This window comes from Natronosalvus amylolyticus (assembly GCF_024298845.1).
Lineage (GTDB): Archaea > Halobacteriota > Halobacteria > Halobacteriales > Natrialbaceae > Natronosalvus > Natronosalvus amylolyticus.
Map to the genome: position 1 here is coordinate 2,313,560 of NZ_CP101156.1, position 15,602 is coordinate 2,329,161.

Consider the following 15,602-nt stretch of genomic DNA (forward strand, 5'->3'; position numbering starts at 1 on the left):
TGTCCGTTGGCCGGACAAATATCCGCGCTTACCGAGGGGTTATCGCATAGGTTACCCACTGGTGAGTTACATTGATGTGAGGAGCTTCGTTAATGGCCCTCGATTTAAATAACGGTTCTACCGCTTTTTTATTCACGCGTGAACGAGTGCTTTCGTTTTCACCATTCAAGAAGCGGTAACAGTGCCTGTTAGTGAGATTTGCTCACTCCCTTTTACGGAGACCTAACATGCCAGCTGCCAGAAGGGCGAGTACTGCGGTGATGAAACCGAACCCGGGCAAGCTGTCGGAGCTTCCACCATCGTCGTCATCGCTGGTAGCCATTTCGTCGTCTTCGTCGCTCTCGCCCTCAACGGCGTCATCGCCATCTCCGTCATCATCATCATCTGCGTCGTCCTCATCGCTGTCGTCCTCGTCGCTGTCGTCCTCGTCGCTGTCGTCCTCGTCATCTGCGTCGTCCTCATCGCTGTCATCTTCATCCGCGTCGTCCTCATCGCTATCGTCCTCATCGCTATCATCTTCGTCGCTGTCGTCCTCGTCGCTGTCGTCCTCGTCGCTGTCGTCCTCATCGCTGTCATCCTCGTCGCTGTCGTCCTCATCGCTGTCATCCTCGTCGCTGTCGTCCTCATCGCTGTCATCCTCGTCGCTGTCGTCCTCATCGCTGTCATCCTCGTCGCTGTCGTCCTCATCGCTGTCATCCTCGTCGCTGTCGTCCTCATCGCTGTCATCCTCGTCGCTGTCGTCCTCATCGCCGTCACCCACCGCCGATTGCCACTCGAGTTCGGGATACGATTCAGTTAGCAGCCACGTCGTCTCGAAATCGAGCGCAGACATGTTTTCCCCAGCGGCGTCACCGATCATTTCGGTCGTCTCGAGGCCGGTAACTCCGTCGTAATCACCGTCGCTACTCGCGGTCGATTGTCCAGTGGCGTCGATATCCCAGTACGACCCGGTCACCGAACCGATCTGATAGGCAACGAGTCCCCCGTTGTCGCTCGAGCCGTCGACGGTCCCGGTCGCGTAGGAATTGATTACGTCACCGCCGTTCTGGCCCACGAGGCCGCCGAGCCCTTGTGAGCCCCAGGCGCCGGTAACGTCACCCGTCGCGTACGACTGGCTGATGGTACCGTCGTTTTGCCCGGCGAGTCCGCCACCGTTGAAGACGTTAGATTGGAGGAAGACGTCGGCACTCGAGAACGATTGGGTTACGTTCCCCTGATTGCTCCCGACCAATCCTCCTGCACGGTTGGTCGTCCCGGTAACGTCTCCACTCGAAGACGCTCGGTGTATCTCACCGGTGTCCGTGTTCCGACCCGCAAGTGCGCCCGTCGGAGTCGATCCGGTGATGTCGACGTCCTCGAGGTGGACGTTCTCGATCATCCCGCCGTTCTGGGAGAACAGGCCGACGTCCATCGAGCCGTCGATTGTGAGCCCGTTGATCGTATGGCCAGCCCCGTCGAAGTGACCGGTGAAGCCGTCGAAGGAATCGCCGACCGGTTCGAATCCGTCGCCATCGTTCCACTGCCCGGTGAGACTGGCACCGATGTCGCTCCCCAGGACATAGTGGGCGTCGGGATCGGCGTTCATCGCTTGCAAGTCGTGATCGTCCTTGATGACGTAGGGGTCTTCGGGAGTCCCGTCGCCATCCATAGCATCGAGAACCGCATCCACGTCATCCGGGGCTTCGGGGCTTGGATCGCTGAACGTCGAGGCAACTGACACCATGCCGGTCGAGCTGTCGTTCCCGGCAATGACTTCATAGAGGTACTGTTCGCCGTGCTCGAGATCGTCGGTCTCGAGCGTCACGGCCACGTCGTAGGTTTCCCCTGGGCCGAGGGTGACTTCTTGGCTCTCGAGAACGGTGCCGTCAAAGTGAATCTCGACCGTTCTAGTGCTCGATTCGCTGGCGACGTTCTCGACGGTTGCTGAAATGCTGACCTCGTCGCCCGGTTCGTCGATCTCGATTGACGTTGACAGGCCGCTCACTTCGAACGCGACGGGGTCGTCCTCGTGTTCCACCGCGATGTGTCCAAGGGTGCCGAGTTGGACCCGTGAATCCACGCTGGAACCACTCACGCCTGCTTTCAGAGCGTACAGGTTCCCATCATCACTGCCGATATAGACGGTCCCATCAGCGACCGTCGGTGACGAGTAGATCGAGGAGTCCGTTGTGTAGTTCCAGATGTCGGAACCGTCAGCGGCGTCCAGGGCGTAGACAGTTCCATCCCCGCCGCCGACATAGAGGGTGTCATCGGCGACCGTCGCTGACGAGTAGAACCAGGAATCCGTCGTATAGTCCCACACGTCGGATCCATCGTCGGCATCGAGTGCGTAGACGGTGCCGTCGTAACTCCCGACGTAGACGGTGCCCTCGGCAACCGTCGGGGTCGAATAGACCGAGCCATCCGTCATCACGTCCCATAGTTCCCTCCCGTCGTCGGCGTCGAGCGCGTACACGGAACCGTCGTAACTCCCGACGTAGACGGTGCCATCCGCAACCGTTGCCGACCCCTCCGAGTACCAGCCAAGTCCGTCGAAATCCTGGTGCCACTGTTCGACGCCGGTCTCGAGATCGATGGCATACCAGTTCTCGGTCGCCTCACCAGCGTTGTGGTCGTATCCATGGGCACCGGCGTAGATCGTCCCGTCGTCGATCGTCGGCGACGGACTGATCAGGTCGCCATCGGTCTGGAAGCGCCACAGTTCGGTTCCCGTCTCGGCATCGAGCGCATACAGGTTGCCATCGTTACTTCCGGCAACGACGATCCCGTCTGCGACCGACGGTGACGTAAACACGACGCCATCCGTCTCAAAGCGCCACGCTTCCGTCCCGTTAGTGGCGTTTAGCGCGTAGATGTTCCCGTCGAAACTCCCGATATAGACCGTCCCATCCACGACGGCCGGCGACGATTGAACCGATTCGTTGGTCTCGAAGCTCCATAGTTCCGTTTCGGTGTCCGTATCGATCGCATAGATGGTGTCGTCATCGCTGCCCACGTAGGCAACGCCATCGACCACCGTCGGTGAAGAGAACACGCGCTCGTCCGTCGTGAACTGCCACATATCTGTCTGCAACGCAACCGACTGGGTGGTCTCTTGCCCATCAACGCCGATTTCCACATCAGTCTCCGTCACCGCCCCGTACCCGTCCGCATTCGCACGCAGGTGATACACTCCTGCTCGAGCCTCGAGGTGATAGGTTCCATCCGCGTCGGTTTCGGTTGTGGCGACGAGCTCATCGCCCTCGAGGAGCTGGACGGTTGCGCCGTCGAGCGCGAGTTCACCGCTCGGGTCGGTTACCGTCCCAGTGATCGTCCCGTTCTCGTGGATGGCGATCGGTCTCGTTGTCTGAGCAGTGTGTCCGCTCTCGTCTTCGACCTTCAGCGTCACGTCGTAGTTGCCCCGCTCGTCGAACGAGTGGCTTGCCTTGGGATCGGTCGTCGTTTCGTCGACGGTGCCGTCACCGGTGAAATCCCAGCGATACTCGACAATGTCGTCGGTTGCCGTCGAGTAGCCCCCATCGACGGTGAACGGCTCGCCCGGTCTCGGAGGCATCGGTTCGATAGCGAAGGAGGGGACCACCGTGTCGTATTCGTGGTGACCCAACGCCTGCTGTAAGACACGTGAATCGGTACTCGAGCCCGCCGGTGCGGCGTACAGTGCGTACAGGTGATCGTCGTTACTTCCGACGTATACGACGCCATCGACGACCGTCGGTGCGGAGCGAACCTCGTGGTCGGGTTCGAACGTCCACGCGATGGTTCCGTCGTCGGCGGAAATTCCGTGGACTGCGCCGGTGTTTGCGTTTCCGTCGTAGCTCCCGACATACACCATCTCGCCCATCACCGTTGGCGAGGTGACAGAGCCGTGTGTCGTCGTACTCCATTTTTCTTCACCAGTTTCTGGATCGATCGCGTACAGGGTATCGTCGTAGCCACCGAGGAAGACCGTTCCATTGGCCACCGTCGGCGATGAACTGATCAGGCCCCCCGTCTTGAATCGCCACTCTCGCTCTCCAGTGCTGGCGTTCAGGGCATACAGATGGTCGTCCCAGCTTGCAACGTAGACGGTTTCATCGACGACGGTCGGAACCGACGTGACAAGACTCCCCGTCGTGTAATTCCACTGCTCGGTGCCCGTCTCCGCCTCGAGTGCAAAGATCTTCCCGTCGTAGTTGCCGATGTAGACCGTGCCATCTACCACGGCCGGCGCGGTGTTTCTGAACTCTCTATCCGTGGAGACGTTCCACTTCTCCGTCCCATTGTCCGCATAGACCGCGTAAATGTGCTCATCGCGACTAGCAGCGTAGACGACTCCATCTTCGACCGTCGGCGAGGTGACTGAGCCGTCAGTCGTATAGTTCCACTGCTCGGTTCCATCGGCCGCATCGACAGCGTACAGGTTGTCGTCGTCGCTGCCAAAGTAGACCGTGCCGTCGACGACCGTCGGTGCATCGCCTACTGGGCCGCCGATGTCGGTGAAGCGCCACAGCTCCGATCCGTCGGTAGTGTCCACCGCGTACACGTATCCTTCGCTGGTGTGGGCTCCATAGCTCCCGATGTAGGCAACCCCATCGACGACCGTGGGTGCGGCAACGACCGATCCATCGGCGGAGAAGTTCCACAACTCAGCGCCCGGCTCCGTTGGCAGGGGTTCGTACACGTACGGGAATTCGACATCGATTGTCTGGGTCGTCGTATCGGTTGTGCCATCCGGCTCGATGACCGTCAGCGTCACGTCGTACTCGCCAGCCGCATCGAAGACATGGGCGAGTTCGGGGTCGGTCGTCGTTGTATTGATCGACGGATCACCCGTCGAGTTCCACTGATAGGTGACGTCCGCGGGTGTCGATGCACTCGCATCCAGCGTTACCGGCTCGCCTTCAACTGGAGCTGTGGGGGTGACATCGAACGACGCGTGCAATGGCTCGGAATTGAGTTCGACGGCGTCTGTCAGTCCTTCGCCCTCGTAACTGGCCCCATCTTCGTCACCGATCGACTGAACCGTCACCTCGAGGTTCGAGAGCCCTTCGTCAGTGACCTCGAGCGTGCCGGTCGCGATGACGATTTCGTCCTCAGTCGCCGTGAGCACGTCATCACCGTACACGATATCCAGGGTACCGGTTCCGTCGTCTATCACCGGCTCCTCGGTTTCGTACAACGGTTCGCCGGCCGGTTCGACCTCGAGGAGCGCTGTGGTCTCGGTGTTCGAGAGGTCGATCTCCAGCGCGTACGCCCCGACACTATCAGCATTTTCCACGACTATTTCGTAGTCGACGGTCTCTCCGACGTCGACACGCGTCTCGTCGACCGAGACGTTCACGGCGATTTCGTCCTCGGAAGCGGCGAACGCCCCGCTCGCCAGCAGGGCTGTACACCCGATCACCACGAGAAGAATGAGCGTCAGACTCGCCAGGTAATGTCGTGACTGGCTCATTTTACTCGCCCCCCCGTGACCAGAGCGTACAGCGCTTCGACGTCCGCCTGCGTTACGTCGTCGGGATCTCCACCCGAGAAATTGAACTTCTCGGAGTGTGCGGTGAACACCTCGTCGTCGAGATGTTGGTGCATCGCCTGCACGTCGACGACGGTTGCCCGTCCGTCCCCGTTAATGTCCTCGAAAAGGCCATCCCCGTTCAGATCGTTAGGTGGCTTTTCAAACGGCCCGATCGGATCGGGCCGGGTGTCGAAGACTTGCAAGATTGGATAATCGCCGTCGGGTGCGAGCACCGTGGCCCACGTCTCCGTGAAATCTAGTTCTACCATCTCGAACTCCGCTGAGGCGCCTTGCATATCCGGCTGGTCGACACCGTACACCGTGCTCGAGCCACCGTCTTCGTCACCGATGCCCTGGTCGTTGCTCCAAGCGTTGTAGTACACGTTGACGATACTCGAGGTATTGAGCCCGGCAACCCCGCCACCGTCGAACGGGAAGTCGTCTGCCTGGCCCGCAGAATACGCCTGTTTGATCTCAGCGTCCCCCGTGTTTTCGCCCACCAGCGCCCCAACGTAGACATCGTCGTTGTTGGTGTTGCGAAATGCAGGTGAGAGCGCGAAGGATTTCTCGATCAGGCCCAAATCCGTATTGACGCCGACTAGCCCACCGAAACCGGATGCCCAATCCCTGGTGTTTGCTCTGTCACCCGTACTGTAGACATCGCTGTAGGCGTACGTGATCTCGCCAGTGTTGGTTCCTACCAGGCCACCGATGGACGAACCACCGCCCGAGACGGAGAAGCCATCGGCATACGATCTCGTGATCGTCCCAGTGTTTCGGCCGACCAGCCCACCCACGTGGTGTCCGCAGTTGACGCTCATCGACGAGTATGAATCCGAAATCGTCCCGTCGTTTTGACCGACGAGTCCACCGACACGTTCGGAATCGAACTGGCGCGAATCCGCCGTATCGATCTCGATCGTCCCACTCGCATAGCAGTTCACGATATCGCCACTCGAGCGACCAACGAGCGCTCCCACGTCAACCGTCGCGTCAATGTCGGCATCAGTGACACCGAGATTTTTGATCTCGCCGTCGGCAGAGCCGAACACGCCGATATCGAACTCGTTACCCGCGTCGGTTCGTTCGATGACCATATCTGCGATCTCGTGTCCGCTTCCATCGAGCGTCCCACTGAAATCACTGATCGGATCCCACCCTTCCCCGTCGTTCGCCGTCTCGGATGCGTACTCGTCGTAGTCCACCGTATCCGAATCCAACGTTGTCGTCAGTACGAACGCACTGTCCGGATCCGACCGAACGCTATCGAGATCTGCCCACGTCTCGATCTCGTACGGATTGTCTTCACTTCCATCGCCGCCACTGGTGTCCGCTCGAGTGAGCCGGCTCACACCCACGAACAGACCCGTCAGTCCAACCCCAATCGTCGAGAGGGTCGCCCGCCTCGAGAAGTGTCGATTTCGTGTTTCTCGAGGAGACGAATCCGTGTCGTTCCCCTTTGGTAGAGACATGTGAATGTCATTGAAGATATCATATTTATACTGAAAGGTGAGTAGAAAGTCAGTGCGTAGTTACCTCTGGGTAATGTAGTAGCAGGGCAGCTTTCGTGGGTGGTTTGGTCTCGAGGATTCGTCGGCTATCGATGACAGGGGTGGACATCGCGTCGAATGCTTCGACCATGAAGGCGAACTCGTCGCAGTTGGTGACGACGAGTGTGCTTTCGCTTGCCTCGAGGACGGGCAGATCGGTTTCCATCCGGGTTCGAGGGTAGTCGACTATCGATTCGACCGTTTGTATCATTCATTGTGATGGGGAAGGAGGTCACTCGCTATTGTTTTCTTCCGTCTCATCCCCGTTTCCAGCGTCTGCAGATGACTCTTCACCACCTTCTGGGCCGGGATCCGATTCTTCGTCGGGATCATCCGAATCGTCTGCGCTATCCGACGACTCGTCTGTATCTTCTTGTTCATCCGATCCGTTCGGATCCGTGGGTTCCTCTGTGTCGTCCGAATCATCTTGCCCGTTCGAATCCGAAGGGTCTTCTGTGTCTCCCTCATCTTGATCCCCAGGCTCGTCGGGTTCATCATTCGGGTCGGTATCTTCGTCCTCAGGCTCGAGTTCATCATCTCCGTTGTCATCCGTGGCAAACACCGAAACCGTCGTTGAGGCGCTGTCATCGCTCGTTCTGACCGTAACCTCGAACGACACATCTTGTTCAACGGGATAGGTTGTATATCCCAGTTCGACGAGTTGCGTTGCCTCTCCAGCGACCGTCACCGACTGAGAATCGACCACCTCACCGCCGACAACCAGTTCGAGGGTGTCCGTCTGCTCCGTCGTCGCGTTGTTGGCTAGATTCGCCACTACCAGCAGCTGTTCACCAGCCTCGACCGGGGCGTTCGTCTGATCGATGACGACCGTGAGTTCGCCATCGGGAGATCCGTTGTTGGCCTCGTCGTTCTCGTTTCCGTTTTCGGCCTCACTTCCGTTCTCGGTCGCTGCAGCGATCGATGACTCGAGCTGAAGGGTTCCCGCCGAATCGAACACGAAGACAGTATCACCCTCTTCGTTCCACACCTGTCGCTGGTATCCCCAGTACAGGGTGTCGGCCGTATTGGTACCCTGGCCCGTGACAATTGTCACGTCCGCCCCTGGCTCGAGGGTGAATCCGCTCGGAAAGTCGAACGGAGATATATTGCTGGCAGGGATCCCATGCTCGTCTTCGATCCGCCAGCCGGTGAGGTCGAGTGGTTGTTCACCAGTGTTGCGTAGCGTGATGTATTCCTCCTGTGGGTCATCACCGAGAAGGGAATAATCGACGAGCTCGAGTGAGACGGGCGTTTCCGTTTCCGGATCTTCCGTGGCTGCGTCTCCATTCGTGGCTTCTGCTGTCGCCTCAGGGTCGCGATAAGCTGCGAGCAAACTCCGTTCTGCCTCGAGGTCGGTCACGATGGTACTCCAGGTGCTGCCATCGCTGGCGAGTGCCCCCCAACCGGGGCCGACGTCTTGTGATTCGGTCCAGATGATTTCCCCGTCGTCGATAACCGCAAACTCACTGTCAGAGCGATTGGCAACGAAAACCCGCATCCCATCATACGAGACGCTGAGATCCGCTGCAGCCCACATGCCGATATCAGTCTCCCAGCGCACTTCGCCCGTCATCGACTCGAGCGCGGACAGTGTTCCATCGGCACCCGAAGTGACGATCGTCTCCCCATCTCTGGACAGTTCGACCCACCCGCCGTAGTCGTCCGTCTCCCAGATGGGGTTTCCCTCGAGATCGAGGACGATCGTCCGGCCGTCGTCCGTGCCCGCAACCACGATTTCGTGCTCGAGGGAGATGTCTACCGAAAGGACGTCTTCATCGTAGTCGTAACGCCACAGTTCGGCCCCACTGTCGTCGAACAGTCGGACACCTGGTTGGCCCGTGGGTTCGGTTCCTTCTTCCCAGTAGTGGGCTGTGGCGACCGCGACGTATTCCTCAGCGATTGCAACCGCATACCCGACTGCATCCTCGAGCACCGACGACCACAGTACGGTTCCCTCGTCGTCCGCAACGCCGACACTGCCGACGGTGTCGTGGGGATATGTGACCGACGCCATCGCGGTCCCATCGGACGTCGCATCGATATCCCAGAGGCCGGGATGTTCGATGAGCGGGCCATCGCCAGTCTCGAGATCCAGCGGACCGAACACGTCGGCATCCATCCAGGCGACGATGACGGTTTCGGGCTCGCGAACGAGCAGATGACTGATGGAGCGATCGACGATGAGCGGGATTAGCTGGCCGTCGCGCTCGTCATCGTAGACCATCACGTTTCCGTCGTCGAATCCGTACACCACGATATCCCCTAATGTCGAGACTCCGGTGGTGAGCCCCGGTTCGTCGTGCGTGTCTTCAAGGATCTGTTCGACACCGTCCTGGGAAGCAACTGCGTGACGCCCTCGTGCCGTGACACCCACAGCCAACAGGCTCGCCCCCGCTTCCATGAGGTCTCTCCGACGCATACTCGAGGCTACCACAGATGCCGTGAAAATAACGTATTCACACTGGGCCTGACGGTTTGCTGAATTGGCCTTAGCGAAGACTGGTTTTTAGGTCTCGAGACAGGTATGGTTGATGTTTTGGCTCGAGTTCGCCATCCAGAGCCAATCGATTGGGAAAATACTAGCAGACCACCACAATTAAGTGACGGCGAGCGAACCGTTGTTCAATGGTTAGTAATTTGTCTATTTCTGGCGAGGCTCTCACAGAGGCGCATAATGCGAGAGGACCCGACGGTGAATACGTACTCGAGCGAAACACTCGGAGGGGTCGATGATTGGGGTCGATCTCAGCCGTCGAGACGTGTTACGATCAGGTCTTCTGGGGACCGTCGGCGCGGCCAGCGGTGTGATCGGAACGGCTACCGGCACCGAATCGGCTGGTAGCACGGGGATGGATGTCACCTTGATCCCGGCTGATGGCGATTTTGGATTCAACTATCCGTACTATCTGTACGCGCCTGCCGTGGAAGACGCGTTCGACCGACCGATTCTCGTCGAGCCGAACAACACCGGGAGATCCACGAACAACTTCGACGCACACCGTGAGTCTGCTGAGCGATTGATCGAACACGGGACCCCCAGGCGGATCGGTGACGAACTTCGTGTGCCGGTTCTCGTTCCGGTCTTTCCGCGCCCGTCCTCGAGTCCGGTCGATTGGCAACACTACGTCCATGCGCTCGATGCCGAGACGATGCAGATCGATTCCGGCGATCTCGAGCGCGTAGACGAACAGCTCTTGCGCATGGTCGAGCACGCGCGAGAACGCCTTTCAGAACGGTCCTATCCCGTCGGCGAAGACATGATCATGAACGGCTTTTCGGCGTCGGGGACCTTCGTCAATCGCTTCACCGCCCTCCATCCCGATCGCGTCCGGTCGGTGACTGCCGGCGGTATCAACGGCACCGCAACCTTGCCCCTCGAGGAGGCTGCGGGACGGACGGTAGATTTCCCAATCGGTATCGCCGACCTCGAGTCACTCACCGGCGAGGCGTTCGACCGTGACCAGTGGCAGGCCGTCGACCAACTGGTCTACATGGGTGGGGACGACGAGAACGATACGATCCCCTACGACGATGCCTGGAATTCGGGCCAACGCGAGATCGCCCTCGAGGTGTACGGCGAGCACATGCAAAACGACCGGATGCCCTACTGCAAGTCGGTCTACGAAGAGGCTGGTGCGACCGGTCGGGTCGAGGTCTACCCCAATATTGGGCACCGCCCCGTCACCGAGGAACTCATCGCGTTCCACCGGAAACACGTCGTCCCCCAGTTCGTCGGGTTCGCCGAGCCGCCGGCGATCGGCGAGGAGACGGTAACCGTTCTCGCACGAGCCCAGGATACCCAGGCGTACGAACTGCGCGTTTTCAGTGACGAACGCGGCGAACTCACAGATGCTGTGCGGGAATTCGACCCTGCTGTGGACGACCACGTGCAAGTCCAGTTGGCGACGCCGCTCGCTGACGGCGAAGACGTGACCGTCGGCCTGTTCGAGCCCGGGAGTGCCAATCAGGGGGCAGCGCTAGCGTCGGAGACCGCCACCGTCCACGGGAAGGTAGCGTTCGTCGAGACGCCGGTCGCCGGAGACGAGACGGTGACGATAGCGTACGATCTCTCGACGGTGTATCCGGTTCGAGAGCAGGCAACGCTCCGTCTCGACACCGAACAGGGCGGAGCAAGCGAGCTGACAGCACTCGAGCCAGGTACCAACGAGACGGTCACCCTCCCTCTCGAGGCAGACGAACACGGGGTCCCGCTCGAGCAAGGACGGGAGGTGACTGCAACAATCGTCGATGCCGACCCACAGGGTCTCGATCCGGTGGCGACCGACACGAGAACGATCGGGGCACCAGCCGAGCCAGCGCTGTCGATCGATGTTGACGTCGAGCGGGCCGTGCTGGCTGGTGAGGCTGTTACTGTCGAGATCGCTGTTCGGGTGATCGGGGGCGATTCGGACGACCTGACTGATCTTCCGATCGAGTGTGCGGTTGAGGGCGATGTCGTCGACACGGTGACGGTCTCACCATCGGTCGGGGAGACGGAAACGATCGCTCTCAGCGTTCCCACCGATGGATACGACCGAGACGAACTGACGGTCAGCGCCACCTGGGGAGAAACGACCGACGAGGAGACGGTTATCCTCGCCACTCAGCCCGCAAATGGGGACGGAAGCGCTGGTGATCCATACCGGATCACCGACGGAACCGAACTCGCGTACGTTGACTTCGATCTTTCCGCCCACTTCGAACTCGCCGAAGATATCGACCTCTCCGGATTCGAGCGGTTCGTTCGGATCGGGAGTCTTCGAGAGCCGTTTTCCGGAACCTTCGATGGCCGACAACACGAGATCACCGGAGTCCATATCGAGGAATCCGTCGATCAGTTCGAAGGGATCGGGCTGTTCGGCAACCTCATTGGGGGCTCGATCGAAAACGTCCACCTCGTAGACGTACACGTGACCGGTGACGATTTCGTCGGCGGCGCCGTCGGGATGGCCCAGGCACCCGCAGAGATTTCCCGCGTCACCGTCTCCGGAACCGTCGTCGGCGGGGACAACGTCGGCGGGATCATCGGCGGGACCTCCACCGGCGAGGACGGCGAAGACGTCGTCATCTCCGAGACCGCTTCGGACGCGAGTGTGCAGGGAGAACGAAAGGTTGGGGGCATCATGGGTCAATCCTCCGGTGACCGCATCACGAACTCCTATGCGAGTGGTTCGGTCAGTGGACATCGCGACGTCGCCGGCGTGCTCGGACTCAACGTCTTCGGCGGGGTTGTCAGCACGTCTTACGCCAGCGCCACACTCGAGGGTGATGGCGGGGGACTCGTCGCGAATAATCCGGAGGGCAGCGTCACCGACTCCTACTGGGACGTCGACGCGACAGGAATATCGATCTCTGATGGCGGTGCCACGGGGTTGCGCACTGAGGAGATGACCGGTGACGATGTCGTGACTACGCTGTCGGGCTTTGACTTCGAAGAAACGTGGGCGGTGACCGACGAGTATCCCGTACTTGCATGGGAGCATGCCTTCTCAATCCAACAACTTTCGGAGTTGGATACACACGTCGTCGGCGAACCAGTTGAGGTGACGGTCACCGTGGCCAACACCGGGCCAACGGCGATTGAAGAAACCCTCGAGTTCCGGTTCGCTGGCGAGGTCGTCGAGCGCCGACCGATCTCGTTGGATGCAGACGAGTCGACTACCCTCGAGTTCGAAGCCGATACCGACGGCCTCGAGAGAGGCGTACACGAGTACGGCGTGGCCCACCGCACGGCCAGCGTCACCCTCATCGACGCGGATAGCCCAGTGTTCGAACTCACCGACGTTGCCTTCCTCGAATCCGTCGAGAAAGATACCGAGCCATCCCTCTCAGTGACGATTCGGAACCTGGGGGTAGCTGATGAGCAAGCAGTCGTCGTCAGGGTGACCGACGACTCGGGAGACACCGTACTGAGCGACAGGCTGATTGAAGCCTCACTCGAGAGTGGCGAGTACCTCGAGCGGACGTTCTTCCTCGACACGGCAGAACTCTCAATTGGGGAGTACGAACTCACCGTCGAAACGGACGATGACGACTATACACGCACGTTTGAGGTTCAAGACACCAGTGACGACGATGCGGAGACGTCGTACGATGACAGTGTGACCAGGCCAGACGACAGCGTGACCCAGGATGATGACAGCGGTTCTCGGGATGTTTCCGAGGCAGACGACCAGACCGGATTTGGATTCGGAAGTGCCCTCGCAGGGATCGCTGGAGTTGGCTATCTGCTCAAACGACGAATGAGTTCTGCTACCGATCAGGAGAACGAGTCGTGATCGGTACACGTGTTTTTTGATGCACCAGCGGTTGTATGGCCCTTCGCAGTGGTTTAGATAGTTTTGTTGGGAAGGGTGCTCGAGACACCGCCCTATGGTCGTTACCAGGTCAACCCTTCGTAGATAATTCCGTCTCGAGGCTCGACGATTCGTCGCCCATCGACGATGATCGGGGTGGCCATCGCGTCGAATTCGTTGTCCAGAGTGGAGAACTCGTCCCAATCCGTGACGACGAGTGCGCCTTCGCTACCCTCGAGGGCGGCTTCGGCGGAGTTAGTGTATTCTACGTCCGGAAAGCGCTCACGCATCGGCTCGGTAGCGACCGGGTCGTAGGCGACGACGTCTGCACCTGCTTTCTGGAGGGATTCGAGGATCGGGATTGCTCGCGAGTTCCTGATATCGTCTGTCCGTGGTTTGAACGCCAGTCCAAGGACTGCGATTCGCGCACCTTCGAGGTCGACGTGGCTCTCGAGGAGATTGAGCAAGCGTTCGGGTTGGCGCTCGTTGATCTCGACAGCGGCCTCGAGCAGGGCTGGGTCGTACCCGTGCTGGGTGGCAGCGGCGATGATGGCCGCGACATCTTTCGGGAAACAGGAACCGCCCCAGCCGACGCCGCTCCGCAGGAACTGTTCTGAGATGCGATCATCGAGACCGATGGCGTCCATCACCTCGTAGGCGTCGAGACCAAACTCCTTACAGATGTTCCCGAGGTCGTTGACCAGGCTGATCTTCGAGGCAAGAAAGGCGTTGTTGGCGTACTTGATCATCGAGGCAGTCGCTGGATCGGTCTCGACTATTGGTATCGATTGTTCCTCGAGCAGGGGCTCGAAGACCAACTGGAGTTGTTCGGTTGCCCACTCAGAGTTCGTCCCAAAGACCAGTTTGTCCGGATTCTGGAAGTCTGCGACGGCGCTTCCCTCCCGGAGGAACTCGGGGTTCATGCCCATTTCAACCTGGTCGTTGTTTGCACCGCGTTGGAGCGCTGGCTCGAGTGTATCTTCGATGCTCATCGGCGTCACCGTACTCTTGATGATCACGAGATGCCGGTTGGCTTTGTCGGAGAGGGCTTAGCCCGTTGCTTCGGCGGCCGCCTCGAATGCGCTCAAATCGATGCTCCCATCGGAGTTCGAGGGTGTGCCGATGGCGAGAAACGTCACGTCAGAGTCCGGGATCGGGTCATAGGACGTTGTGGCCTCGAGTGCGTGTTGGGTGTGAATCTCGAGGAGGGTGTCTAATCCAGGTTCGTCGATGGGGGCGGTGCCGTTATTGATCGACTCGACGATGGTCTCGTCGATATCGATGGCCGTGACTTCGTGGCCGAGATCAGCAAAACAGGCCGCCATTGTCGTCCCAACATAGCCGCTTCCTATGACCGTAATGTGCATTGGGTGCGTCGTGTTGCTGTGGTGCGATGAACGTTTTGGTATTCATACAGGTGATGATACATTGATAAGCCAGAAAGTTATTGTATGGTGAGTTAACAGATATTATCTGATGAAAGCAGTCGTACTCGCCGGGGGGAAAGGAACACGACTTCGACCACTCACTGACGACAAACCAAAAGGGATGGTCGAGGTCGACGACGAGCCTATTTTGACCCACTGTTTCGACCAGTTACTCGAGTTGGGAGCCGATGAATTAGTCGTGGTCGTGGGCTATCTCAAAGAGCGGATTATTGACCACTACGGGGACGAGTATGAGGGCGTCCCGATCCAGTACTGCCACCAGCGCGAACAGAAGGGGCTGGCACACGCGCTGTTGACCGTCGAAGAACACATCGACGACGACTTCATGTTGATCCTGGGGGACAACATCTTCGACGCGAATCTGGGCGATGTGGTTCGTCGACAACGTGAAGAGCGTGCAGATGCAGCGTTTTTGGTCGAGGAGGTACCCTGGGAAGACGCTTCGCGGTATGGAGTCTGTGATACGAACAAATACGGTGAGATCACCGACGTGGTCGAGAAACCAGAAGAGCCCCCATCGAATCTCGTGATGACCGGCTTCTATACGTTCTCGCCCGCGATCTTCCACGCCTGTCATCTGGTGCAGCCCAGCAATCGCGGTGAGTATGAGATCAGCGAGGCCATCGACCTGTTGATTCAGAGTGGGCGCACCATCGATGCAATCGGCATCGACGGCTGGCGGATCGACGTTGGCTATCCCGAGGATCGGGATGAGGCTGAAAAGCGGTTGCAGGAGGGGGTTGAAGGCGAAGTTGCCCTCGCTTCGGACGACTAGAACTGTACAAGCGGTTTTTACGACTCGAGGTGAACCCCT

At 59.3% G+C, this 15,602-nt stretch carries 6 protein-coding genes and 1 pseudogene; 2 read left to right on the forward strand and 5 right to left on the reverse strand.

Going from position 1 to position 15,602, the window contains the following annotated elements; all coding sequences use genetic code 11:
- Positions 1-202: 202 nt before the first annotated feature.
- From NLK60_RS10880 to NLK60_RS10895, 4 genes are read right to left on the reverse strand one after another with little or no spacing between them, the layout of a single operon-like run.
- Entirely contained in the window at positions 203-5,434 is a 5,232-nt protein-coding gene (locus tag NLK60_RS10880; protein WP_254807818.1) for an outer membrane protein assembly factor BamB family protein, read from the reverse strand.
- Entirely contained in the window at positions 5,431-6,966 is a 1,536-nt protein-coding gene (locus NLK60_RS10885) for a GLUG motif-containing protein (protein ID WP_254807819.1), read from the reverse strand. Before NLK60_RS10885 ends, NLK60_RS10880 begins: the two co-directional genes overlap by 4 nt.
- 49 nt (positions 6,967-7,015) lie before the next feature.
- Positions 7,016-7,255, reverse strand: a complete 240-nt coding sequence (locus NLK60_RS10890; protein ID WP_254807820.1) for a hypothetical protein — start codon at positions 7,253-7,255, stop codon at positions 7,016-7,018.
- Between the two features lie 21 nt (positions 7,256-7,276).
- Complete coding sequence (locus NLK60_RS10895; protein WP_254807821.1) at positions 7,277-9,463, reverse strand: lamin tail domain-containing protein; 2,187 nt, start codon at positions 9,461-9,463, stop codon at positions 7,277-7,279.
- A 310-nt stretch (positions 9,464-9,773) separates the two neighbouring features.
- On the opposite strand from NLK60_RS10895, the gene NLK60_RS10900 reads away from it, so the two are divergent.
- Positions 9,774-13,322, forward strand: coding sequence for a CARDB domain-containing protein (locus NLK60_RS10900; protein ID WP_254807822.1), 3,549 nt, complete (start codon positions 9,774-9,776; stop codon positions 13,320-13,322).
- Positions 13,323-13,423: 101 nt separating this feature from the next.
- Here the strand turns inward: NLK60_RS10900 and aglM are convergent.
- Positions 13,424-14,707: pseudogene (gene aglM / locus NLK60_RS10905) on the reverse strand (UDP-glucose 6-dehydrogenase AglM).
- A 109-nt stretch (positions 14,708-14,816) separates the two neighbouring features.
- Between aglM and aglF the strand changes: the two are divergent.
- Positions 14,817-15,563 carry a UTP--glucose-1-phosphate uridylyltransferase AglF gene (aglF, locus tag NLK60_RS10910; protein WP_254807823.1) on the forward strand — a complete coding sequence of 249 codons (747 nt, stop codon included), beginning with the start codon at positions 14,817-14,819 and terminating at the stop codon, positions 15,561-15,563.
- Positions 15,564-15,602: the final 39 nt, after the last annotated feature.